This is a genomic window from Williamwhitmania taraxaci (assembly GCF_900096565.1).
Lineage (GTDB): Bacteria > Bacteroidota > Bacteroidia > Bacteroidales > Williamwhitmaniaceae > Williamwhitmania > Williamwhitmania taraxaci.
On record NZ_FMYP01000023.1, the window covers coordinates 26,226 to 49,418 of the forward strand.

Here is a 23,193-nt window from a genome sequence, read left to right on the forward strand (position 1 = left end):
ATTCAATTAAAGAAGGGCGATTCAGTTGAATCGCCCTTCTTTAATTTTCTTCTGGCGTAATTCATTTTTCCAAAAAAGTAAAGGGCTGTTTCTGTCTGCCTGCCACTCGGGTCATATGCACGCCAAATTCCGTGCGGCTTCGTATTGATGTAATCTCCTGCTGTTTCTAACTTTCCATCTGTATTAAATGTGAGCCAATGACCATTCTCTGCCCCATTAATAAAGTAACCTTCGGATTTGGAATGCCCATTTTGGTTATAAACAATCCATAAGCCCGCGTATTTTCCTTCAATAAAATCGCCCTTTGAAAAAATACTTCCAGTGGAATAGAATGCTTGCCAGCAACCTGTCTTAATCCCTTTCCTGTAATTTCCAATTTCTTTTATCAGTCCTGATGCATAGAATTCTGTGAATAATCCATCTAGTTCGCCCGCTGAGTAGTGTGATAATTCTTGGATGTTTCCGTTTTCTAAATAGCTTGAGAGTTCACCCTCAATTTGACCCACAACCATAAGGCTCTTTCGTTTAAGCCCCCCCGACAAGTAGTAGGTGTAGAGCGTGTCGGTCCAACTCCCATTCTTTTTTTTGCCAATTTCCCTCTTTTCCCCGGTGGGATAGTTCGACATGTAGTTCCCCTCCTCAATGCCATTGATCATTTCTCTGTCAATTAGAAGAACACCCTTGTCGTCGAAATCGAGTTGACGGCCCGATTGTAGGCCACTTTTGTATTCGTTTTCGTGCTGTTTTATGCCATTTTCGCGGTAGGTTATTATGACTCCGTTCGGTAAATCAGTAGAGTAGTTGCCAGTTTGAAGTAACAGTTTGTTCGGGCCATATATCCTGAATGGTCCATCTTTTTTATTTTTATTAAACGACCATACTGCTTTAATTTCGCCATTATCATAAAAGGTTTCCCATGTTCCGGTGAGCATATTGTCTGTATACTGGCCACACTGCATCTTTATCCCATTTTCAAAGAAGTAGCAGTATCTTCCAGATTTTAGGGTGTCGGTGCCAACAACTTTTATCTCGTAATGCTCCTTCATGTTTCCAGAAGGGTAGTATGTTTTCTTTCTCTGCTGACCGGAGGCCAGATGTGTAAAAAAAACTCCCCCAATAAGGAGGAGTATGGGTTTTGTTAAATATGCCATAGTCTTTTATTTTACCTCGTAGCGTATTTCCGCTCCTTCAAGGCTAGTTTTGCTGCCATAATCTACAATCGCTGCGATGGAGTAAATACCCTTTGGCAATAGTTCTGGAATAGTGAAAACAACCTCTCTAGTGTTTTTTGGAAATGTTTCAAGTTCCATCTCACTATATTTTTTCTCCTCGAGCGTCTCAAGATTTGTAACCAGCATAAATGTCTTGCAGGAGGTAATGGACTCGCCTAAATTATCAATGGCTCCTGAGAATGTGAGTGTCCCTTGTTTTGTTGCAGGTATTTCCTTGAGGTTGTAAATTTTAACCTGTTGATTAGTATTCGATTTTGGCGTTTGATTTACGGTTATTCCAATTCTACCTGCAAGTTTCATCCCTGCAGAAATTCCTTTGGCAACATTGGCGGCGGTTTGTTCTTGAACTGGTTGAACATAGAGCATACACCACGCAGACATATATTCGTTCGAGGGAACCATCATTGTAACGGTAATTGTCTTTTCTTCGCCAGGGTTTAGATCGAAAAATGAAGGGTTGATGTTCAACCAATTGGCGCAGGTGCGTTTCGTTGTGTTTGGTGGAAGAACATTCTTCCCACCATTTCCGGAGGGTATATAGTCGTAAATTGCAAAAAGGAAGGATTGTTTTTTACTCCCATGGTTTTTCACTGAAATTGTTTTGCTTTGGTTTTCCCCTGGCTCTGCACTGTATAATAGTTTGGCCGGAGCTAGTTCAAAATCCTGAGCAATTAGATGGTTGCCAGTAATAATGGCAAAAAAAACAAAAAAAATGATCCTTTTGATGAATGATGCGTTCATAGAGTTATATTTTGCGTTAAATTTATGCAAAATTTTGTAATTTTAGACAACATTTTATTATTAGGTATAATCTTACCCAACTTGGCATTAGAATTTTTATGGTTAAACGGATATCTTTAATTGCTTGGTTTATCATTCTCAATCTCGTCTGTTTATTTGATGCCAATCTTAATGCTCAGGAGTTGCGGTCGCTTTCAAAGCCACTCCAGAATAAGGTGGAGGAGTATTTAGAGTTGGCTAATCGATATACTGCTGCTGGTAATAACCAACAGGCGGTAATGTATCTTAGTAAAGTGGCTTTTTTATATTGGGAGAATGGACTATTACGAGAAGCTGCTGAACTATTTCTCAAATCGGTTCCTCAAAACGAGAAAGTTGGCAATTATAATGACATTAAAGCCATATATTCGAATGTTGGTTTGATATATTCCGATCTTGATAAGATTGATCTTGCTCAAGATGCCTTTGAAAAAAGCCTTGTTGTCCGTAAAAAACTAGGTAACAGAACGGAAATTTCCTCCGGGATGATTGATGTTGGGTATATTTATATTGTTCAAAAACGACATGAACAATCCATAAAAATTTTAGAAGAAGCACTTTCTATTGCGACTGACCTTGATGATGCTCGTTTAATTTCGAATGCTTGTCGTCTGCTGGGTATTGCATACGATGCTCGTGGTATGGTTGCAAAGGCAAGGGATTATGAAGCAAAGTATCTGACCTATAAGCGACTTTTTGAATCGAAAACGGTTAAAGAGGAGTATGAAGCTAAGGTAGGCAAAACAATGGCCGAAACCGAGCGAGAACGTATTGAAAAGCGTGCGAAGCAGCTGGAACTAGACCTGCAGAAGTTGACTGCTGCTGCTGCCCAAGATTCTCTAGGTTCTGTTGTAAAAGCTACCGAAGATTCTCTGCGCAATGCAGAGCGTTTGAGCCGCCAGCGGCAGTTGGAAATTGGGCTTCTCAACAAGGAGAAAGCTATTAAGGAGTTGGCCCTTAAAGAGAAAGAAGCGGTCCAGAAAAATCAACAGCTGATAATATACTCTATACTCGGAGGAATGCTGCTACTGATTATATTGGCGGTAGTTATGCTGTACGGGTATCGATCCAAGCAGCGTGCCAATAATCGACTAGAAAGTCAAAACCGAGAGATTGGAGCCCAACGCGACCATATTCGTAAGCAAAATGAGAACATCACCAAGAGTATAAACTACGCGCAGGGTATTCAAAAGGCACTTTTGCCGTCGCAAGATACGTTAGTGGGTTTTCTTGAGGATTCGTTTATTTTCTTTCGTCCCCGCGATTTGGTTAGTGGTGATTACTATTGGTTTGCCCCAATTCTTAGTGGGGACGATTACTACGAGCCGGGTAGAGGGAAGTTTGCCATTGCAGCCATCGACTGTACTGGGCATGGCGTGCCGGGGGCGTTCCTTTCCATGATTGGTTATAATCTGTTGAATGAAATTATTCGTGCAGGAATACATACGCCAAGCCTTATTCTACAGCGATTAAATCAAGATATTCGCAGGGTTTTGCGCCAAGACGAAACCGATAATCGCGATGGTATGGATATGACTCTCTGTGTTATCGACTTCGACAAGAATGTTTTGGAGTATGCTGGAGCTAAAAATCCCTTGCTCTATATTAAAAATGGAGAGATGATTCGGATTAAGGGCGACAAAGAGCCAGTGGGCGGATTTCATACCGAGCAGTTGCGCACGTTTACTAATCACACCATTGATATTGATGGACCAACCTATTTTTATCTCTTCTCCGATGGGTATGCCGACCAATTTGGCGGACCAGCAGGCATAAAAATCATGCTGAAAAGTTTCCAAGATATGCTTTTTGAGAACCATCAGAAATCAATGGAAGATCAGAAGGCTATTTTGAGGAATCACTTAATAAACTGGATAGGCAGCGATTTTAAACAGGTGGACGACGTTTTAGTGATGGGATTTAAGTTGGGGTAGTTCAACAAATACAGTCTATTCATCAACGTTTAATAGTTTTAGTTGTCAGATAAATAAACTTTACGTATAATTACTAAGTTAAATTTAAACCTTCACGCTATGAAAAAGTTATTATTAGTCTCATTGGCAATAATTTCGATTACAGTTGCAAAAGCGCAGCCTGTCTCGGATATTGCCATTATCCCCATTGGGGTGTCTCTAAATTCAATACTTCGACTCCAAGTTGTTTCGGGTGGAAATGTTGAGTTTGTTGTTAACACCATCGCTCAGTATACCGCAGGAATACTCACCGGCCCTGCAACAACAACTACTTTTACAGTAGCTTCGTCTGTTAATTACGAAGTGAACTTGTATGCAGAAAGTGATTTAACTGGAAATGATATTGGTTTAACTATTCCTGCCGCAAATATCGGGTATCTAACAACATTAACAGGAACAGGAGCACCCGCTAATTATGTTATTGCTATCACTGCTAAACCACTCCTTATTGGTAAGGGTGCTATTGGAGGGCTTACTGCTATTATTAAAAACGCAGTAGGTGTTTCGATTGCTGGTAATACTGCGGCTAATACTTTTACTATTGGTTGGTCGCTGGCTGATGGATTTGTTGGCTCTGCCGGTACATTGCTTTCTCAAAACATAACCCCAGACAGATATGCTGTAAATGCATTCTTAGATTTGGATGGATTGTAAGAGATGATTTGGGCTATCCATTAATATTTGTTGATGGATAGCCTTTTTTTACATTTTTTTAATTGGTTTAAATGGTGCTGTACCGCCTACTTATACGCTATACCGTAATATTGTTTCTTCTTTTCTGTGGTTCATTAAAAGGCCTGCACGGTCAAACCATGGGGGTTGTTGTAGTTAGTGGCGGCACGGTACAATTTCAGTTCAATTCATATCAAAAGATTAAAGACGGTATTAGTTATCCTAACTATTCTAGGGTGAAGATTTACTCAATAAATGTGGATCCAGCTTGTAAAGGTTGGAAGTTGTATTGCAAGTCGAATAGTTTAGTTTTAAGTGACGATGGTTTTTCTTCCTTATCTCTAAGTTACGTAAAAGTAACTCCAAAATTTGAATCAAGTGATTTTCCCGGAGGTACAGTTGTTTATCCCGGTTTTATTCTCAGTGATATAGGTGTTGGAAATGTAATTGCAGAAAGCACTACAGTGGGGCTTTATAATGCAAAAAAAGCTATGATTGTTCTCGATATCGCTTTTGCTACATCGCCGGGGTTTGTCGGGTTAATTGACGTTAAATCTGGTTATTATTATTTGGATCTTGTATTTAAAATAGAAGAAATATTTTAATCAATATGTTTCGAAAATGGACTGTTGTAGTTTCATTCTTTATAGCGTTGCTTTGTAATGGAGCGGCAATGGGACAATACTTTCTTTTTCGTAATAATGATAAAGTAGCCATAGATATTAGTTTTGCCATTAGTAATCAAGAGTTGAACAAGGAATTGTTTTTTAACGTTCTAAAGGTCAAGAATACTGATGCCTCAGCTTCAACTTTTGTCGTAGATTTTACGGCTCCCAGTGGCTGGCAGATAATTGGGGAAATTTCTCGGGAAATAACGCTAGCCGCTTACGATTCTATTTTAATTCCAATCCGAATTGCTGTGCCAAAAGAGGCAAAAGGGGAAGTTGCGTATTCAATAATTGCAACAATAAAGGATAGGTCAGGGAATGTTGTGAAAAATGAGTATTGTTACGTTAAAATTCCGAAAAGTAAGGATTTGTCCGTCAGGTTTTTGGATAGATATATCTTTATTTCATCCAATGAAACTAAATCGGAGTTTCGTTTGCAATGTAAAAATAATGGTAACCAAGCGGAACAATTATATTTTAATATGGAGTCTGGGCGAGGACTTGTATTTGCACGATCATACGCTCAAAACTTATCTTCTGATATAAATTTGCCTCCATTTACTGATACTATTATTAGTTTTCCTGTTATCATGAATGTCAGTGATAAACAGCTTAGTCAAGGTTTTTTTGCTGTTAATGTAAAAGCGTCTACTCAGGATACTTCATTTCGTAGTACCGTTTGGTTTAAGCAATTAGCAAGTGTAAGTCGAAATATCATCGATGCTTCCGACAAGGCCTTAGTGGTTGATCTAAGCGCACAAGGACTTTTTAATGATCAAGTCCCCACAAATTATTCTCTATATATGGCTGGTGGATTGGCCTTGACTGAAGAGGATAGACTATACTACTCATATCGAAATAGATCATCGTCCTCGCGCGATGATTTTTTAAAATATAGTTTTTCTTACCTTGGGTATGTTAATAACTATTTCGACGTAAAGGCTGGAGATTTTATTACAAACTATGAGATTGACGTTATAGGACGAGGTGTTGATTTCCAAACGCACTTGAGGTCACTTAGTTTTAGATCTTCATTTGCAAAGAATCAGTATACAAACGATACTCATGCTGGTGCCGATGTTTCCTATGCTATATATGATGCTGTTAGTTTGAATGTTGGGGCTGGTCATACGAAGCAGGGTATTTCTGCTGCTGAGCAATTTGTTGGTTACGGTGGAGTTGCTCTGCGTATTGGACGTTACCAAAAAATTCAAGGACGCGCAAGTATTAGTGATGTAGATTATGCTGCAATTAATCAAGGGCACAAACAGGCCATGGGTCTTACGCTTGGTTATGCACTGACATTGCCTAAGTATTCTTTTTCAGTTATGGGACGATCTTATCCCAGTGATTATGTGGGATATAATCGTGGGCGAAGTACTGCAAGTCTCAATATGGATTATTCGGTTAATAAGGATAATAGTCTGCGTTTAACGGGTAATTATGAGTATTATAACCCTCGATTAATTGGGGTTTCAGACTTTCTGCCTTCACGATTTTACCGAACGAGTAGGGTTCATTTGAATTTTATGCATAAGGCTACAGCTAGTTTTTCGGTATATAACGAACTTGGCTATGATGAGGCTTCGTCCGATAATTTTAGTTCACTTGAACCTAATTCTTACTTTGGTGTAAAAACTTATAGCGATAAAGTTGGAATGCGAATAAATTTTCGAGAGTTATTGTTCTCCATGTCCCCCTCGTTTACAATTGGTTACGGCGACGTTTATTCTTATTCGAACTTGTATTTTGGGACGCCTCTTTCTCAGTTTGCTCCTAAACGGAGTATTTATCAGGTTTTGTCTTTACTGTTGGTTGGCAATGGTTGGGGGAGTATGTTTTCCTACTATAATGGACCTCGTAATTTGTTTGAGAATTATATAAATTTTTATGCATCGAAGAATACTCGTTACCTGCGTGTAACACCATACTTAGATAAGTTTATTTATAAAGATATTTTAAAGTTAAGGTTGCAGTTAGCCTATAGCAATAATATTGTTGCTGGTAGTACTTCAACTACTGTCACCGGATATTTAACTTACTTTTTGCCTCGTGATTGGTGGTTATATTTCCAGAGTGTATATGCTATGCAAAGTAAGAAAGAGAATGGATCGGAGGCTCAATCCAAATATTCAACTGTATATTTTGAAGCAGGAGTTCATAAGGAATTTAATTGGCAGCAGCCGAACCGGAAGTTCTACAATCTTGAAATGGAGTTTTTTAAAGATCTTAATGGAAATAAACGTAAGGATGAAAATGAACCAGGTATTCGTGATGTTTTAGTTCAACTGGAGTATGTAGGCGATACACTCAAGAAAAATAATTCGCTTTCCTACAATGGTGAAACGCTATCGGATCAATATGGTAATGTAAAGTTCATTAATATTCCTCGCGGAACTTATCGACTACAATATGATGCTGTCGGCAAAGATCTCGGCGCTTTTTCCAAGGATCAGGATACACCATTTATTGCTCTAGTCGCAAATACTACGTTGGAATTACCTTTTGTCGAAAAAAACAAGGTTTTCGGTAAAATTGTTCTAAACAGAAGTAAGTTGTCTGCTTTAGGTAAAGTTGATATGTCAAACGTTCGTATTAGTGCAAAAGATAGTCAGGGCAGGATATACTCCACCTTAACTAACGCAGATGGGTATTTCATACTATATGCGCCGGTTACCGATAACTACAATGTTACCGTATCTAATGTATATACTGAAAATTTCGACTTACGTCAAGGCAGTTATCTTGTCCATTTTAATGGATACAAACAATTTGAGGTGAACTTTGTGTTTGATGAGAAGATTAGGACTATTAACTTTACTAAGAGTGGTTTGGAAAGCAATCTCGCAGGCGGAGTTCTGGAAATACGACGAACCAATTTAAGGGGTGTAGTCAAGGATGTGGTAAGCCTTAAGCCTGTAACTGCAAAAATCAATATTATTAACAAAAAGAATAACCAGATTATTGCCTCAATTACTTCTAATAGATCTACTGGTGAGTATGGTGTTTCTTTTGCCGCCGCAAATGATTATGCCGTCGAAGTTGTGGCCGATGGCTATTGGTATTATTCCGCGAGTTTAGATATTCAGCAGGTTACTACATTTGAAGATGTTTCTAAGGATTACACATTGACTGCTATTACAATTGGTGCTTCCTTGGAGTTAAAGAATTTAACTTTCGATTCTAAATCCTCGGAACTTACCCCTGAGGGTGTGGCTGAAATTACACGGTTGGTTGGTATGCTTAAGGAGAATCCAACGGTGAAGATCCAGATACAAGGACATTGCGATGATCTTGAAGCATTAGATAATCCTGCCATTGGCGATGCGCGTGCACGTAATGTTGCCCGCTACTTAGTGGAGAGGGGTTTCTCTAAATTTGAAACCAAGAATATGGGTAATACGGTTCCTGTGGCGCCAAATGATACCGAAGAAAACAGACGAATTAATAGAAGAGTTGATATTGTTGTAACGAACAAGTAGGTGACCTTCTATTATTTGAAAGTAAAAATACGGTAACGAGCAAGATGGTATCATCTGCACTTTACCGTATTTAGTTTTATACTTTATTTAATTTGATTGTGATTGTTTCTCACCAGTTACCCTCTTTCGTACTAGCTACTATCACATCAGTAGTTGTTCGTGCAAAGATAGCAATAGTTGGTTTTAATTAGTTTCTGTATTCTAATACGGTATAATCTTAAAGGGGATTACCACCATCTCTGCAAATGCTTCGCCCGATTCTTTCATGTCGTCGTCCTCTTTCTGGTAATACCAGTTAATCATTACGTTTTTTTTCTGCTTGTGAATTTCTTGTAGCCGGAAAAATATTTCAAGCAGTTTTTTGGAGGAAGAGGTGTTGAAATAATCAAGTTTGAAGGTAACAATGGTTTCCTTGTTTGGCTCCTTCATATACTCCGTGAACCAATCCAGGATGGGGTTGAAAAAGTCGTTGCAATTTTCGGGAAGCGATTTTCCATAGAACTCAAAACGGCTCTTTTCCTTGTCTAATGTAACTTCAAGGGAGTCGGGTGTTTCGTCATAGGTTAGTTTTCTCATCTCTTCACTGAATTGGTTGGGACAACGTTACAGAACAATTTTTCCTGAGAATACAAATTTAACAGGTCCGGTGAGATACACATCAATAAATTCATTTTTTTGATAGCTGAATGAAACTTCTAACTCACCTCCGCGCGTCTCAATAATGAAAACATCCTTGGGATTTCCTGAGATATTGGTTGCTATGGCTGCAGCAACCACTCCTGTGCCACACGATAGGGTTTCGTCTTCAACACCCCGCTCGTAGGTTCGCACAAAAATCCGGTTGGTATCAAGAATTTCTACAAAATCAACATTGGTTCCTGCTGGGTATTTGTCGCTATAGCGAATGTTTTTCCCTTCGGTTACCACATCTGTATTTCTTACATCATCTTTAAATACAACATGGTGAGGTGAACCGGTATCTAGGAAGTAATATCCGGGGTGATGGTCTACACGATCAATATTTTTCATTTTAAGCTTAATCCGATCGGGTGCTAAAATCGTGGCTTGGTGTGGTCCATCGATGCCCATAAACGAAATGGATTCACCGGCCAACCCAATGCTGTGAGCGAAGTGAGCAATACACCGGCCTCCATTACCGCACATGGTTGATTCGTTTCCATCGCTGTTGAAATAGCGCATGTAAAAGGCGGCCTCTTCCGATTTTTCAATCAGCATTAGCCCATCGGAGCCTACGCCAAAACGACGGTGACAGATGAAGGCAATTGCTTCTCGAGTTAGTGTATAGGCAGCCGATGTGTTGTCTATAATAACAAAGTCGTTTCCAGCACCGTGGTATTTTACAAAGGGGACTTCCATCTTCTCATTGATCGTTTATCCTACAAACATATAAAAATCCTTTCACTACTCTGCAGTAAACGCAGAAAACAATCCGATCCTACACTTGTCTTCGGAATCGAAGCGTTGAAAGGTGATGATTTTGTGACGTGAAAAAACTGACATCTTTTCAGTCTATCTGTGATTTTCGTTAAGGTTTGTTAATTAACATACTAGCATAAAACAAAGGCATACAATTTGAGTTTTTAAGACAACTGTATTTTCCGAAAAAGAATCTTCCTTCGTGAAATTGAGGGTTTGTTTTTTATTTGTTAATCATTAAAATGTAAAGCGATGAAGAAACATGTTATTGGTCTGTCTGTCTTAGTTGCAGTTCTGTCAGGAATATCTTCTTCCTATTTTTTCTCCAAGCAGTTTGCCGGTTCTACCGTAAAGGCTAGTATGGGGAATAATCCAGCGTCTCAATTTGTAAGCATCGGAAATCAAGCCCCAACCGATTTTACCTACGCTGCTGAAAATAGCATTCATGCAGTGGTGCATGTTAAAACTACCTATTATGGTCAATCAGGTTATTCTTCAGGAAATCCTATGTTGGATTTCTTCTTTGGAAATCCAAATCAGGGATTTCAGCCGCAACCTCAGCAAGCATCTGGGAGTGGCGTTATACTGTCGGGCGATGGCTATATTATTACCAATAATCATGTGATTGATGGCTCCAGTGAGATCACGGTAGTTCTTAATGACAAGCGGGTATTTAAGGCCAAGGTAGTTGGGTCCGATCCCAATACAGATATTGCTTTATTAAAGGTTGATGGAACAAATTTGCCGTTCATTCCCATTGGTAATTCCGATGATCTAAGGCTTGGCGAATGGGTTTTAGCGGTTGGTAATCCATTCAATCTAACTTCTACCGTTACCGCAGGGATTGTTAGCGCAAAGGCCCGCAATGTTAATCTAATTGCCGCAGGAGGTGCGTCATCGGCCATTGAATCTTTTATCCAGACCGATGCTGCAGTGAATCCAGGCAATAGCGGAGGTGCATTGGTAAATATTCGGGGCGAATTGGTTGGGATTAATACCGCCATTGCCTCCCGTACTGGTTCATACTCAGGATACTCCTTTGCTATTCCGGTTTCCATTGCGAAAAAGGTAGTAGACGATATTAAGGAGTTTGGTACCGTTCAGCGGGCGTTCCTTGGCATTGGTATTCAGGAATTGACTCAGGAAGAGGCCGATAAGATTGGTGTCAAGGAGTTGAAGGGTGTGCTGGTAACTGGTGTGGATGTAAATGGTGGTGCATCAGAAGCAGGGATTAAAGGGGGTGATATTGTTCTTAGCATTAATGGGGTTGCTGTTAATAGTCCATCGGAGTTGCAGGAGCAGGTGAGCCGTTTTCGACCAAAGGAAGCCGTTGATGTAATAGTAGTCCGCGAAAATAAACAGAAACCCTTTAAGGTTGTTCTGCGTAATAAGGTTGGTTCTACCGATATCGTCAAAGCCTCCGACAGTGCAGCTGCCCTTGGTGCAAAGTTAGCACCAGTTTCCGATGAGTTAAAAAAGAGGTTCGGGCTAAGAGGTGGAGTTGAAATTGTTGAACTTCATAGCGGTTTGCTTAAGGATCAAGGGGTAAAGCAAGGATTCATCATAACGCAAATTGATCGCAATCCGATTTATGAAGTTGATGATGTGGCGGATGTTTTAAGGAATGCATCAGGAGGAATCCTAATAGAAGGAATTTATCCCAACGGAGTGGTTGCTTACTACGCCATTGGGTTGAAGAAGTAAAGAAAAAGCTAAAAAATAGTGAGTAGAACCAAACATTAAATTGAATCATTCGTTATTATAACGTACCTTTGCACAAATTTCAGCTAGTAGATGAGGCAGTTAAAAATCACTAAGTCAATTACAAACAGGGAGAGCGCCTCCTTGGATAAATACCTTCAGGAGATAGGTAAGGAACAACTTATTACCGTTGAGGAAGAAGTTGATCTAGCGCAGCGAATCAAGAAGGGCGATCAAGCCGCTCTTGAGAAGCTTACACGTGCTAATCTTCGGTTCGTTGTATCAGTGGCTAAGCAATACCAAAACCAAGGTTTAAGCTTGCCTGACCTTATTAACGAAGGTAATCTCGGGCTTATTAAGGCTGCTGAGAAGTTCGATGAAACACGTGGATTTAAATTTATCTCTTACGCTGTTTGGTGGATTCGTCAATCGATCCTGCAGGCGTTGGCAGAACAATCACGTATTGTTCGTCTTCCGCTGAACCAAGTGGGTTCGTTGAATAAAATCAACAAGGCATTTTCGAAGTTTGAGCAAGAATTTGAGAGGACACCCTCACCAGAGGAACTTGCAGAGGTGCTTGAACTACCGAAAGAAAAGGTTACCGATACCCTTCGCGTTTCAGGTCGTCACGTATCTGTCGATGCACCTTTTGTTGAGGGTGAGGATAACAGCCTTCTCGATGTGCTTATTAATAACGATTCTCCAAATGCCGACCGCGCTCTTATTATGGAGTCGCTGAGCAAGGAGATTGAACGGGCTCTGGCAACACTTACCGAAAGAGAACGTGATATCATTAAATACTTCTTCGGAATTAATTGTTCCGAAATGACATTAGAGGAGATTGGTGAAAAGTTTGGACTCACCCGTGAGCGCGTTCGCCAAATCAAGGAGAAGGCAATTCGTCGTCTTCGTCACTCGTCAAGAAGTAAGTTGCTCAAAAGTTATTTAGGTTAGTTGGCGTATTGGTCAGCAATAAAAAAGGTTCCGAATTTTCGGAACCTTTTTTATTTATTGGTGGGGTTGTTTATTTGCAATCGATACAATCGTCTAAGTTGCGGTTGTATACTTCCATAGCACTGCGACTCATACCCATGCTGCTAAATCCTCCATCGTTAAATAGGTTTTGCATAGTTACTTTCTTCGTGAGGTCGGAAAATAGCGTGATACAATAGTCTGCACACTCCTCTGCGGTTGCATTGCCAAGCGGTGACATTCGTTCCGAAAAGTCGAGTAGACCACCAAAACCCATTACGCCGCTTCCGGCAGTGGTTGGTGTGGGGGATTGGGATACGGTGTTGATACGGATTTTTTTCTCCCGTCCATAAATGTAGCCAAAACTGCGGGCTATGCTTTCCAGCAAAGCCTTTGCATCGGCCATATCGTTATAACCGTAAAGGGTGCGTTGTGCTGCAATGTAAGAGAGGGCCACGATTGATCCCCATTCGTTTATGGAATCCAATCTGCGCGACACCTGAAGAATTTTGTGAAACGACATTGCCGAAATATCCAATGTCTTGTGGTAGTTTGGGTAATCTAGATCGTCGTAGGTAAATCCTTTGCGAACGTTGGGCGACATACCAATGGAGTGGAGGATAAAGTCAATCTTTCCGCCAAAATGTTCCATGGTTTGCTTCATGAGATTCTCAATGTCCTCGACGTTGGTTGCATCTGCCGGAATAACAAGCGAGTTACATTTTGCCGCTAGCTCATCTACCGACCCCATTCGCATGGCAACGGCTGTATTGGAAAGCACAATGCTTGCACCCTCTTCGTGTGCGCGTTCTGCAATTTTCCATGCAATACTCTGATCGTTTAAAGCGCCAAAAATTAATCCTTTTTTCCCTTTTAGTAAGCTGTAAGGCATAGCTGTTATTATTTAGTGAAGATTATTTCGTACAAATAAGAATAAACCCAATACAGGTTAACTCGGTTATTATTGATTAACTGTGATTCTGTTTAATTGTTCAATTCTCAGCGTTCATCTTACTGAGCCAGTAGCTCTCTGGCGTTTTGCATTGCGGCTTCGGAGAGTTTTTGGCCACTAAGCATTTTAGCAATTTCTACTACTCGCTCCTCACTGTCTAGCCGCTTTATCTTTGTGGTGGTGTTGCCGTTTAGTGTTTCCTTGTAAACCATCAAATGCTGGCTTCCCTTGGCTGCAATTTGTGGAAGATGGGTGATATTGACTACCTGCATGGCTTGTGCCATCTGTGCGATTATTTCGCCCATCTTGTGGGCTATCTCGCCTGATATACCTGCGTCGATTTCATCAAAAACGATAGTCGGGAGATCAATGGCTTTTGCCATTTGTGCCTTTAGCGCAAGCATCAATCGTGACATTTCACCGCCCGATGCAACTCTGCCCATATCCAGTAGTGGCGAAGCCATATTTGCCGAGAAGAGAAAAGTTACCTTATCGCTTCCGGTTACAGTTGGCGCTGAATTAGCTTCAATTTCAATAGCTAGACGTGCATTGGGTATCCCTAACTTCTTGAGCATGTCCTCTGTTTTTGAGATGATCTGCTCCTTAATCCCATTACGGGCTTTGTTTAATTGAAGAGCGATCGCTCGAAACTTTAGTTCCTGTTCGGTCAGGTTGTCTTCGCTTTTCTTTAATTCTTCATCGCTGTTTAGAATCAGCAGCAATTCTTGTTCTAAATCGGATTGGATAGCAATTAGCTGATCTTCACTTTTGCATTTGTGTTTCTGCATCAGTGTATATAGTAAATCCATCCGTTGTTGAACGGTGATGAGCCGTTCTGGATTAATATCTTGGTGATCGTTGAGTAAGGTGATTTCTCTTGCAATATCTTTAACCTCGATTAGGCAGGAGTAAAGTCTTTCCGAGAGTTCGGGTAGGGCAGGAAGGTATTCTACCACTCGTTTCAAATACGCATCGGCTTCGGTAAGGGCTGGAATCCCAGAGATTTCTCCGCTCTCGCTATCAAGTGCGTTTTCCGCCGAGGTAAGGGCTGCTTTAATCTCTTCGGCGTGGGTTAGCTGTTTTATCTCTGCTTCCAGTTCGGTTAGTTCGCCTAATTTTAAACTCGCAGCAGCTAGCTGCTCTACCTGAAAACGAATATACTCTTCCTCCTCTTTTGCTCTTTCGCTTTCAGATTTTAGTCGTTGGTATGCTTTTTCTGCATCTAACATGCTGCGGTAAGCTGCTGCTGCCGTGTCAAGCAAAAGTGCATTACCAGCAATCGCATCAACCACTTTTTGTTGAAAAATGCTATTGGCGAGCGATAGGTTTTCGTGCTGCGAGTGAATGTCAATGAGTTGAAGGGAGAAGTCTCTAAGCGTTTGTAGCGTCACCGGAATCTCGTTTATGAAGGCTCGCGATTTTCCACTAGACGAGACTAAACGTCTTACTATGGTAATGTCGTCGTAGTCGAGATCGTTCTCTTCGAAGAACGGCGGTAACTTATAGGCTTTTATGTTGAAGTGTCCTTCAACAATACAATTATTTTCTCCCGATTTTATTATTGTTGAATCGGCTCTATTGCCAAGTAGAAGGGAAAGCCCTCCTAATAGAATTGATTTTCCGGCACCAGTTTCGCCCGTAATGGTACATAAGCCGCTTTCGAAGCTAATGTCTAGCTTGTCAATCAGGGCAAAATTTTCAATTCTCAGTTGCTGTAGCATGGCAATTCGGAGGGTTAAGGTTAATCCTGAGATTGCTCGTTTATCTTTTTGTAGGTGTCAACTCTGGTTGGGTCTACTTCTACAAGAATGTTGTATACACGTGTTTTTTCGCTTAGGAACGATTCCGAGAAAATATTTACGAGTTCCTCCGATTTTGCATCGAAAAATACTTGGAGTAGGAATAGGTATGGGTCTGGTTTTACGCGATATACTTTCTGAATCGATGTAAGAGCTTCGGCAATTTCTGCTCTACCATCAACGGTTTTGTCTGCCATTCTGTCGAGACCTTGCCTGTGGTAACGGTAGCTGACTTCCCGCATGGGCGAATACTTTTCATTCAGTAAATTTTCGATGAGCCAATACCTGTTTTTTCTCGACCCTTCATATGGTTTCCATCCTTTTTCTTGGGCATTTTGAGCATTGGTGACGATTTTTTCGGCCTTTAGGAAGTAGTCGGAGCCGCCTTTGAAGCTAAACGAGTCGTAATCAAGGCCAATAATTATGTATGCGTAGTAGGCCAGAACTGAAGTTAAGTTTGACTGAAAACTGTTAATATTGAACTCCAACTTGTCGAATTCGATATACTTAAAGTCGAGGTCGTTGTCGAGGAAGTTGAGCATTACCGTATTATAAGAACTACCGTAAACAGGACGACGCGACTGCACCTGTATGGTTCCTTTATATTGGTCGGATCCAATTTGGTCGGTTATATTTATTTGTATGTTGCAATCGATTCGCTCCTCCTGAGTGTAAACATGGTCGGTCCATGTGGAGTTATTCATGAACTCGTAAAGTGCAGTTTGGAGCGTTTGGAACGCTGTTCGGTTCGTTCCTTGTATCTTGGAGGAGTTTACTTGGATGTTGCACTTCAACTCTTGACCCGAAAGGTTCGACCCAAGGAGTAGGAATAGGACTAGCAATATAGAAAGGGGCTTGTTCATTTTCCTTCAGTTGGTTATTGTTGAATGTTGCAAATGGCATCAACGATATCGGTTGCTACCTCTTTTTTTGTTTTCAATTCGAATAGGAATTCCTCTCCAGTTTTAGAGTATATCTTAATTTTATTGGTGTCTTGGCCAAATCCAGCCCCAACATCTTGGAGGGAGTTTAGAACAATGAAGTCGAGGTTTTTGCGTTTAAGCTTAGTCTTTGCGTTGACTTCTTCATTATTTGTTTCTAAGGCAAATCCAACAACGATCTGGTTTTGTCGCTTAATCTTCCCCAGTTCGGCTGCAATATCGGTAGTTGGTGTAAGTTCGATGGTGTAGTTCTCTTTTTCGCGCTTAATTTTTTCGGATACAACTTTTACTGGAGTAAAATCGGCCACTGCTGCAGAAAGAACTGCTATGTCAACTTCGTGGAATTTAGATATGCATACCTTTGCCATTTCGGCAGCAGAAGTAATCTTGGTTACGCTGATGTTCGGATGAGCAATGGTTTCGTTGGTTGGACCAGAAATTAACTCCACTTGGGCGCCTCTTTCTGCCAGTTCGTAAGCAATAGCGAAGCCCATTTTCCCGGTGCTATGGTTTCCAATAAAGCGAACCGGATCGATTGCTTCGTAGGTTGGACCTGCGTTTACAAGACAGATTTTCCCGTTAAGCTTTTTTTTTAGATCGAAAAAGCGGCTAAGGTATGCCACGATTTGTTCTGGCTCTTCCATGCGTCCTTTACCAATAAGCCCACTGGCAAGTTCCCCTGCAGTTGGTTCAATAATATGGTTACCGTAGGAGCGAAGTTTCTGGATGTTGTTTTGGGTAGCCGCATGCTGGAACATGTCCAGATCCATTGCCGGAGCAACAAACACAGGGCATTTGGCCGAAAGATAGGTGGTAAGCAGCAGGTTATCGGCAATACCATTGGCCATTTTGCCCATGGTATTGGCCGTAGCCGGTGCAATAAGGTAGGCGTCGGCCCACATACCCAAGTCAACGTGGCTATTCCAATCACCATTCTCTGGGTTGAAGAAATCTACCAGGATAGGGCTTTTGGCAAGGGTAGCCAGTGTGAGCGGGGTGATGAATTCTTTGGCGAGGGGGGTCATAATAACCTTAACTTCACACTCTTCCTTTTTCAGAAGCCTGATAAGGTGTGCTGCTTTGTAGGCGGCTATGCTCCCCGTTACTCCTATTATAATGTGCTTCCCTTTAAGCATATGCAATTATTCGTTTGGCACCGCTTGTTCCTCAGTAGTCTTAGGATTACGGTAGTAAATTTTGTTTTGCATAAATTCCTGAGCGGCAATGAGTGTTGGCTTAGGAAGTTTTTCGTAGAACTTAGAGATCTCAATTTGCTCACGATTCTCAAAAACCTCTTCAAGGTTGTCGGAATAGTTAGCAAACTCTTCAAGCTTGCGATTGAGTTCCTGCTTCAATTCTACCGAAATCTGATTGGCTCTTTTGGAGATAATCATTACCGATTCGTAGATGCTTCCTGTAGGCTTGTCCAACTTATCAAGGTCTCTGGTAACCGTGGTTGTTGGCGCATTGATTTTCTTAAAGTCCATATGGTATTTGAATTTTAATTATTTCTAGTTCTTGAGTGCCTTGAGCGCTGTCTCATGCATCTTTTTCGCTTCGACTAAATTTTCCGATTGCGGGTACTCTGCAATAAAGTTAAAATAATAGTCCTCAGTTGCTTGGTAGCGCTCCTTTTGTTTTGTAGCAATGCTGTTTTCGGCATAGAGAAATGCTGATTTCTGAATGAGAAACATCAACTCCTCGCGATGTTTCGAATTCGGATAATCTTTAATCGAGTTTCCTAACGCTACGATTGCTGCTTTGTAGTTCTCGGTGTGATAGTAAAGCCAAGCACTTTTATATGATTTCTCTTCCAACTTATTGAAAAGTTCGGTAATTAAATTTTTTGCTTCCTCTGCCTTTTTGCTATTTGGATATCTTGAGAGAAACTCTTGGAACGCTTCAATTGCAAAGTTGGTGTTTTCCTGATCCAGTTCAGGTCGGGGAGAGGTGAGGTAAAAGCAGTATCCGTAGAGGTATTCCGATTGCTCGGTAAAACTACTCTTAGGATAGTTTTTCCTAAAAGTGTCGAAATAACTAGAGGCCAGAAGGTAATCTCCTTGACCGTATTGGCTGTAAGCGTAATAAAAGTTTACGGTGTCGGCACGATTTGTTCCTCTGTAAATAGGTAGAATCTGTTCCAAGAGCAGCGAGGCCCTATAGAAATCGCCTTTGTCGTAATACATAAGAGCCTTGCTGTATTTAAGCTCATTATCCTTACTCTTTAATATTTTCTCGTAACCACTGCAGCCTGCAAGGACCGCTATGGCAATGATTGTAGTCGAAAGTAGCTTTATCTTATTCATACCTTAAAATAACGGACAAAGTTAATCATTAGTTTTATACTATTCTAAACTTTTTTTCTTTCGAGTTATTGTTTAGCATCAGAGGTGCAAAGGTAGAATAATTGAATGACTACGCTAATAATTATTCCGATTAGGTGTTGTCAAAATAGTTTTAATAATGGGTAAACTCCGAAAAAAAAGTTAGTTTTGCGCCTCTATTTCATTTTTAAAACGTCAATTTAAATATTGTTGCCGTGGATATTTTTGAGAAAATCAGACAAAACCGTGGACCTATAGGACAGCACCAAAAGCTTGGACATGGTTATTTTGCATTTCCAAAGCTCGAAGGTGAAATCAAGCCTCGTATGATGTTTCGTGGTAAGGAAGTGCTCAATTGGAGCCTTAACAACTACTTAGGTCTTGCGAATCATCCTGAAGTTAGGAAGGCTGATGCCGAAGGAGCTGCTCAGTATGGTATGGGTTACCCAATGGGGGCTAGGATGATGTCCGGGCAAACTCGGAAGCATGAAGAACTCGAGCAAAAGTTAGCCGATTTTGTTGGTAAGCCCAAGGGCTACCTACTCAATTTTGGCTATCAAGGAATGGTATCTATTATTGACTCCTTAGTCGGTCGTAACGATGTAGTAGTTTACGACTCTGATTCGCATGCTTGTATCATTGATGGATTGCGCTTGTTTCCAGGAAAACGCTTTGTTTTTCCACACAACAATATGGAAAACCTGCACAAGGAGTTGGAACGAGCTACCAAATGGGTAGAAAGAACTGGCGGTGGTATTTTAGTTATTACCGAAGGTGTCTTTGGTATGGCTGGTGACCTTGGCAACCTGAAGGCGATTACCGCGATGAAGAGCGAGTTCGATTTCAGATTGTTGGTGGACGATGCCCACGGATTTGGAACCATGGGACCTACCGGTGCTGGAACTGGTGAGCATTTTGGTGTTCAAGACAAGATCGATCTCTACTTTGGTACTTTTGCAAAGTCGATGGCCGGGATTGGTGCTTTTGTGGCCAGCGAAGAGGATGTAATTGACTTCCTTGCATACAATATGCGCTCACAGATCTATGCTAAATCGCTTCCAATGCCGATGGTTATTGGTGCTCTTAAGCGTTTGGAATTGGTGCAGACTCAGCCGGAGTTACGCGAAAAACTTTGGATTATCGCTAACGCTATTCAGAAGGGATTCCGTGAAGCTGGTTTCGATATTGGGAAAACCGAATCGATGGTAACTCCAGTTATGATGCATGGTGAGTTGGGTGAAGCCCTCAACCTTATTATGGATCTAAGGGAAAATTTTGGTGTCTTCTGCTCAATTGTAGTTTATCCCGTTATTCCAAAGGGCCAAATTTTGTTGCGGATTATCCCAACGGCTGCCCACACCTTGGAAGATGTTGATTATACAGTTAAGTGCTTTACCGAATGTCGCGATAAGCTACTTTCAGGTAAGTATCGCAGCGAGACTATGCCTAACTTAGGGGCGTAATTGAGTTACGGCAAAATATATAGGCGAGGAAATTTTCCTCGCCTTTTCTTTTGTGCTTTTGTGGACCGAACTTAGCTGTGTGCGCCAACTTCTCCGAGGAATCGTTCTGTATCGATGGCTGCCATACATCCAGAGCCGGCAGCAGTAATTGCTTGGCGGTAGTGTGGATCTTGAACATCGCCACAAGCAAACACGCCAGGAATATTGGTTTTGCTGGTTCCTGGAATCGTTTTGATGTAACCAACCTCATCGGTATGGAGGGCTGGTTGGAAAATGTCGGAGTTTGGTTTGTGACCGATGGCTACAAAGAACCCGGTAATGTCGATTTTAACATCCTCGCCCGTGAGTTTTGTTAGAAGCGCACCGGTTACACCCTTGTCGTCTCCAACGATTTCTTTGGTGACGTGTCCGAAAAGTAAGGTGATGTTGGCTGTTCCGGCTACTCGATCTTGCATGACCTTGGATGCACGTAGATAGTCCTTGCGTACAATTAGGTAGACCTTACGGCAGAGTCCGCTGAGGTATAGGGCCTCTTCTGCAGCGGTATCGCCACCTCCAACCACGGCAACATCTTGTCCGCGGTAAAAGAAGCCATCGCATGTTGCGCACGCTGATACTCCCTGACCCTTATATTTCTCTTCCGACGGCATGCCTAAGTATTTGGCGGTAGCACCGGTTGAGATAATTAAGGTTTCGGCTTCAATAACGGTTTTTTCGTCGATGGTCACCTTGAATGGTCTAACGGATAAATCGGTCTTTGTAGCCAGCCCAAATCGGATGTCGGTTCCAAATCGAAGTGCTTGCTTTTTGAGATCTTCCATCATCTCGGGTCCGGTAATACCTTCGGGATATCCGGGGAAGTTCTCTACGTCGGTGGTGGTGGTGAGTTGACCTCCGGGCTCAAGCCCTTCGTATAGGACTGGGCTTAGGTTGGCTCGTGCGGCATAAATTGCTGCCGTTAGGCCTGCAGGTCCGCTGCCCAGAATTAGACACCTTACGCGCTCAACACTCTCTTGGGATTTGTTGTCGGAACCTTTTTCGTTCGACTCCATTTTCTTAAAAAAGCTCATTATGTATGTTTTGTGGTTTCTGATTCTAATGTGCAAGCAAAAGTAAGAAATAACTCTTTCGATAGTTTATGATGGCTGTTTATAAATTTGCTTATTATCAACTATTGAAGCCGTGAATTGTTCAGAAAAAAGTTAGGATAGGCTTGATAAATTCAATTAGGAACCTTACATTTGCAACCTCAAAATAAGGCGGGGTGTGGCGCAGTTGGCTAGCGTACTTGCATGGGGTGCAAGTGGTCGCCCGTTCGAGTCGGGTCACCCCGACCAAATATAAAACGGTAGAACCCGTTAAAGAGCGGAAAGGCTCTCAAACTAACACTTTGAGAGCCTTTTTTCATTTTTGGCCATTTCCCAATCCCCGTAAACCTCGCTATTCCGGTAACAATCCAGTAACACAAAGTAACGGGTGCTGCAAGGTTTCTGCTTTGCAACCACCCCCAAAAACATTCAAATAGGAACCCCGTAAGTTCTGGTGCGTGGGCGTTTGGTGGGGGAGAGAGACTCTCCCCGTCGGTGTTCTGCAAATGTAAATTTAGAAATTTATCTCCTATTGTGACATACAATCAGTTAACCCAAGTTGCATTTGTGAGTTGAATCTTGCTTTTAATTGTTAATCCGAAAGTGAATGAATTAGAAACAATGTATGTTGTTTTATCTGGTAATGAAATATTTACCGAAATAGTCCATATCTGCACATAATGAATTGTAGCGAATGTTATTTAGGTTTACATTCAATCTGATATTTATTGCCGGGAATAGTGAAAATTTTATTTTTGAGTTAACAAAAAATTCAGTCCTGCTCCCCAAAACATGTGAATAATGTAACTATAAAACGGAATTGTGTAATCTATGTACGCAACGGAATGCCTTAATTTGCATTTATATTATTGACAATTAAAACAAACAGCATGAAAAACTTTCATTATTTGCTCATTTTAACTATTGCGGTATTATCTGTATTTCTCTTTGCATCTTTTGCAGAGGAAAATATATCAGTTAATCCGATAGTAAAAGTCTGGACTTTACAATCGAAGACTGTGGCAGGGGTGACTGTTGCAACAACCTGTGACCCGAATTCGAAGTGGGATTTTAAAGCCGATGGAACATACGTTATTACGGATAATTGTGACAGTATAGAATCGGGAGCGTGGAAATTGTCTGACGATGCCAAAACTATCACTTTGGACGGTGTTACTGCTTATAATGTTGTAGAAAGCAGTGTTGGTTCTCTCGTAATTGAAACGAAGGTAGCTGAAATTGGATTGATCCGATGGTCGTTTAATTAAGGAATCGGCATATAGAGTCATACACTAATCGTTAGCCCGTTGGGGAGTTGTGCTTTTCGTGAAAGGAATAAGTGAATACCGTATGTTTTACCATATTCTTACACTACTGTCCGACTAAACTCTAAATATTCATTTATTGCCTCTGCATCCCAATAAATACAGGCAACGATTTTGATTATTAGAAAAGCACCCCTCAGAAAATAAGTTTAATTTGACCGTATAAATCTGGCGAACCTCGCTTATTTAAGTAGTCCCGCTTGGTGCTGCGGAGCAGCTCAAAAACATCGAGTAGGCTGATCAGGTGTATCCGGACTAGCGTTGCCACCACCGAAAATGCTTTCTGGGTGTTGGCCATCTTTTGGATCACGGTCATGAGCAGCTGGGCGATCAGCGTGCACCAAACCTGGGTGCGGATGGCATTTTCATTCTCGCCGTAAAAGT

At 41.2% G+C, this 23,193-nt stretch carries 19 protein-coding genes, 1 tRNA gene and 1 pseudogene; 9 read left to right on the plus strand and 12 right to left on the minus strand.

The window, feature by feature from the left end; all coding sequences use genetic code 11:
• Positions 1-2 precede the first annotated feature (2 nt).
• Both BLS65_RS07705 and BLS65_RS07710 read right to left on the minus strand, forming a co-directional pair.
• Positions 3-1,151, minus strand: coding sequence for a toxin-antitoxin system YwqK family antitoxin (locus BLS65_RS07705; RefSeq protein ID WP_092437616.1), 1,149 nt, complete (start codon positions 1,149-1,151; stop codon positions 3-5).
• A gap of 6 nt (positions 1,152-1,157) precedes the next feature.
• On the minus strand, positions 1,158-1,973 hold the full coding sequence (locus BLS65_RS07710; protein WP_092437618.1) for a motile sperm domain-containing protein: 816 nt from the start codon (positions 1,971-1,973) through the stop codon (positions 1,158-1,160).
• Positions 1,974-2,071: 98 nt separating this feature from the next.
• Between BLS65_RS07710 and BLS65_RS07715 the strand changes: the two genes are divergently transcribed.
• The 4 genes from BLS65_RS07715 to BLS65_RS07730 all read left to right on the plus strand — a co-directional run bounded on the left by BLS65_RS07715 (position 2,072) and on the right by BLS65_RS07730 (position 8,807).
• Positions 2,072-3,946, plus strand: coding sequence for a SpoIIE family protein phosphatase (locus BLS65_RS07715; protein ID WP_092437621.1), 1,875 nt, complete (start codon positions 2,072-2,074; stop codon positions 3,944-3,946).
• Between the two features lie 99 nt (positions 3,947-4,045).
• Complete coding sequence (locus BLS65_RS07720) at positions 4,046-4,639, plus strand: hypothetical protein (protein ID WP_092437623.1); 594 nt, start codon at positions 4,046-4,048, stop codon at positions 4,637-4,639.
• 71 nt (positions 4,640-4,710) lie between these two features.
• Complete coding sequence (locus tag BLS65_RS07725; RefSeq protein ID WP_092437625.1) at positions 4,711-5,262, plus strand: hypothetical protein; 552 nt, start codon at positions 4,711-4,713, stop codon at positions 5,260-5,262.
• A 5-nt stretch (positions 5,263-5,267) separates the two neighbouring features.
• The gene (locus BLS65_RS07730) at positions 5,268-8,807 is read left to right on the plus strand and encodes an OmpA family protein (RefSeq protein WP_092437627.1); all 3,540 of its coding nucleotides are present in this window, start codon (positions 5,268-5,270) and stop codon (positions 8,805-8,807) included.
• Positions 8,808-9,008: 201 nt separating this feature from the next.
• Here BLS65_RS07730 and BLS65_RS07735 read toward each other — a convergent pair whose 3' ends face one another.
• Positions 9,009-9,383 carry a DUF1987 domain-containing protein gene (locus tag BLS65_RS07735; RefSeq protein ID WP_092437630.1) on the minus strand — a complete coding sequence of 125 codons (375 nt, stop codon included), beginning with the start codon at positions 9,381-9,383 and terminating at the stop codon, positions 9,009-9,011.
• A 27-nt stretch (positions 9,384-9,410) separates the two neighbouring features.
• Positions 9,411-10,184 carry a diaminopimelate epimerase gene (dapF, locus tag BLS65_RS07740; RefSeq protein ID WP_092437632.1) on the minus strand — a complete coding sequence of 258 codons (774 nt, stop codon included), beginning with the start codon at positions 10,182-10,184 and terminating at the stop codon, positions 9,411-9,413.
• Positions 10,185-10,496: 312 nt separating this feature from the next.
• Here dapF and BLS65_RS07745 point away from each other — a divergent pair, with 312 nt between their 5' ends.
• Entirely contained in the window at positions 10,497-11,948 is a 1,452-nt protein-coding gene (locus BLS65_RS07745) for a Do family serine endopeptidase (RefSeq protein WP_092437634.1), read from the plus strand.
• 90 nt (positions 11,949-12,038) lie between these two features.
• Positions 12,039-12,899: a sigma-70 family RNA polymerase sigma factor gene (locus BLS65_RS07750; RefSeq protein WP_092437636.1), complete on the plus strand. Its 861-nt coding sequence runs from the start codon at positions 12,039-12,041 to the stop codon at positions 12,897-12,899.
• A gap of 70 nt (positions 12,900-12,969) precedes the next feature.
• On the opposite strand, the gene BLS65_RS07755 is transcribed toward BLS65_RS07750, so the two are convergent.
• The 6 genes from BLS65_RS07755 to BLS65_RS07780 all read right to left on the minus strand — a co-directional run bounded on the left by BLS65_RS07755 (position 12,970) and on the right by BLS65_RS07780 (position 18,915).
• Positions 12,970-13,809, minus strand: coding sequence for an enoyl-ACP reductase FabI (locus BLS65_RS07755; RefSeq protein WP_092437639.1), 840 nt, complete (start codon positions 13,807-13,809; stop codon positions 12,970-12,972).
• 119 nt (positions 13,810-13,928) lie between these two features.
• Complete coding sequence (gene recN / locus BLS65_RS07760) at positions 13,929-15,590, minus strand: DNA repair protein RecN (protein ID WP_092437641.1); 1,662 nt, start codon at positions 15,588-15,590, stop codon at positions 13,929-13,931.
• Positions 15,591-15,610: 20 nt separating this feature from the next.
• The gene (porD, locus tag BLS65_RS07765; RefSeq protein ID WP_092437643.1) at positions 15,611-16,531 is read right to left on the minus strand and encodes a type IX secretion system protein PorD; all 921 of its coding nucleotides are present in this window, start codon (positions 16,529-16,531) and stop codon (positions 15,611-15,613) included.
• A 14-nt stretch (positions 16,532-16,545) separates the two neighbouring features.
• Positions 16,546-17,745, minus strand: coding sequence for a bifunctional phosphopantothenoylcysteine decarboxylase/phosphopantothenate--cysteine ligase CoaBC (gene coaBC, locus BLS65_RS07770; protein WP_092437646.1), 1,200 nt, complete (start codon positions 17,743-17,745; stop codon positions 16,546-16,548).
• 6 nt (positions 17,746-17,751) lie between these two features.
• Positions 17,752-18,096 carry a DNA-directed RNA polymerase subunit omega gene (locus BLS65_RS07775; protein WP_092437649.1) on the minus strand — a complete coding sequence of 115 codons (345 nt, stop codon included), beginning with the start codon at positions 18,094-18,096 and terminating at the stop codon, positions 17,752-17,754.
• 24 nt (positions 18,097-18,120) lie between these two features.
• The gene (locus BLS65_RS07780; RefSeq protein ID WP_092437652.1) at positions 18,121-18,915 is read right to left on the minus strand and encodes an outer membrane protein assembly factor BamD; all 795 of its coding nucleotides are present in this window, start codon (positions 18,913-18,915) and stop codon (positions 18,121-18,123) included.
• A 233-nt stretch (positions 18,916-19,148) separates the two neighbouring features.
• Here BLS65_RS07780 and BLS65_RS07785 point away from each other — a divergent pair, with 233 nt between their 5' ends.
• On the plus strand, positions 19,149-20,396 hold the full coding sequence (locus BLS65_RS07785) for an aminotransferase class I/II-fold pyridoxal phosphate-dependent enzyme (protein WP_092437654.1): 1,248 nt from the start codon (positions 19,149-19,151) through the stop codon (positions 20,394-20,396).
• Between the two features lie 71 nt (positions 20,397-20,467).
• Here the strand turns inward: BLS65_RS07785 and trxB are convergent, their stop codons facing one another.
• Positions 20,468-21,448, minus strand: a complete 981-nt coding sequence (gene trxB / locus BLS65_RS07790) for a thioredoxin-disulfide reductase (RefSeq protein ID WP_212590514.1) — start codon at positions 21,446-21,448, stop codon at positions 20,468-20,470.
• A 208-nt stretch (positions 21,449-21,656) separates the two neighbouring features.
• On the opposite strand from trxB, the gene BLS65_RS07795 reads away from it, so the two are divergent.
• Both BLS65_RS07795 and BLS65_RS07800 read left to right on the plus strand, forming a co-directional pair.
• A tRNA-Pro gene (locus BLS65_RS07795) sits at positions 21,657-21,733 on the plus strand.
• A 641-nt stretch (positions 21,734-22,374) separates the two neighbouring features.
• On the plus strand, positions 22,375-22,752 hold the full coding sequence (locus BLS65_RS07800; protein WP_092437659.1) for a lipocalin family protein: 378 nt from the start codon (positions 22,375-22,377) through the stop codon (positions 22,750-22,752).
• 193 nt (positions 22,753-22,945) lie between these two features.
• Here the strand turns inward: BLS65_RS07800 and BLS65_RS18210 are convergent.
• Positions 22,946-23,193 (minus strand): annotated as a pseudogene (locus BLS65_RS18210) (hypothetical protein); the annotation flags it as partial.

Bases quoted from the DNA above. Each gene is read 5' to 3' on its own strand.
- BLS65_RS07705 (WP_092437616.1), bottom strand. From the start codon at position 1,151: ATGGCATATTTAACAAAACCCATACTCCTCCTTATTGGGGGAGTTTTT.
- BLS65_RS07710 (WP_092437618.1), bottom strand. From the start codon at position 1,973: ATGAACGCATCATTCATCAAAAGGATCATTTTTTTTGTTTTTTTTGCC.
- BLS65_RS07715 (WP_092437621.1), top strand. From the start codon at position 2,072: ATGGTTAAACGGATATCTTTAATTGCTTGGTTTATCATTCTCAATCTC.
- BLS65_RS07720 (WP_092437623.1), top strand. From the start codon at position 4,046: ATGAAAAAGTTATTATTAGTCTCATTGGCAATAATTTCGATTACAGTT.
- BLS65_RS07725 (WP_092437625.1), top strand. From the start codon at position 4,711: ATGGTGCTGTACCGCCTACTTATACGCTATACCGTAATATTGTTTCTT.
- BLS65_RS07730 (WP_092437627.1), top strand. From the start codon at position 5,268: ATGTTTCGAAAATGGACTGTTGTAGTTTCATTCTTTATAGCGTTGCTT.
- BLS65_RS07735 (WP_092437630.1), bottom strand. From the start codon at position 9,383: ATGAGAAAACTAACCTATGACGAAACACCCGACTCCCTTGAAGTTACA.
- dapF (WP_092437632.1), bottom strand. From the start codon at position 10,184: ATGGAAGTCCCCTTTGTAAAATACCACGGTGCTGGAAACGACTTTGTT.
- BLS65_RS07745 (WP_092437634.1), top strand. From the start codon at position 10,497: ATGAAGAAACATGTTATTGGTCTGTCTGTCTTAGTTGCAGTTCTGTCA.
- BLS65_RS07750 (WP_092437636.1), top strand. From the start codon at position 12,039: ATGAGGCAGTTAAAAATCACTAAGTCAATTACAAACAGGGAGAGCGCC.
- BLS65_RS07755 (WP_092437639.1), bottom strand. From the start codon at position 13,809: ATGCCTTACAGCTTACTAAAAGGGAAAAAAGGATTAATTTTTGGCGCT.
- recN (WP_092437641.1), bottom strand. From the start codon at position 15,590: ATGCTACAGCAACTGAGAATTGAAAATTTTGCCCTGATTGACAAGCTA.
- porD (WP_092437643.1), bottom strand. From the start codon at position 16,531: ATGAACAAGCCCCTTTCTATATTGCTAGTCCTATTCCTACTCCTTGGG.
- coaBC (WP_092437646.1), bottom strand. From the start codon at position 17,745: ATGCTTAAAGGGAAGCACATTATAATAGGAGTAACGGGGAGCATAGCC.
- BLS65_RS07775 (WP_092437649.1), bottom strand. From the start codon at position 18,096: ATGGACTTTAAGAAAATCAATGCGCCAACAACCACGGTTACCAGAGAC.
- BLS65_RS07780 (WP_092437652.1), bottom strand. From the start codon at position 18,915: ATGAATAAGATAAAGCTACTTTCGACTACAATCATTGCCATAGCGGTC.
- trxB (WP_212590514.1), bottom strand. From the start codon at position 21,448: ATGGAGTCGAACGAAAAAGGTTCCGACAACAAATCCCAAGAGAGTGTT.
- BLS65_RS07800 (WP_092437659.1), top strand. From the start codon at position 22,375: ATGAAAAACTTTCATTATTTGCTCATTTTAACTATTGCGGTATTATCT.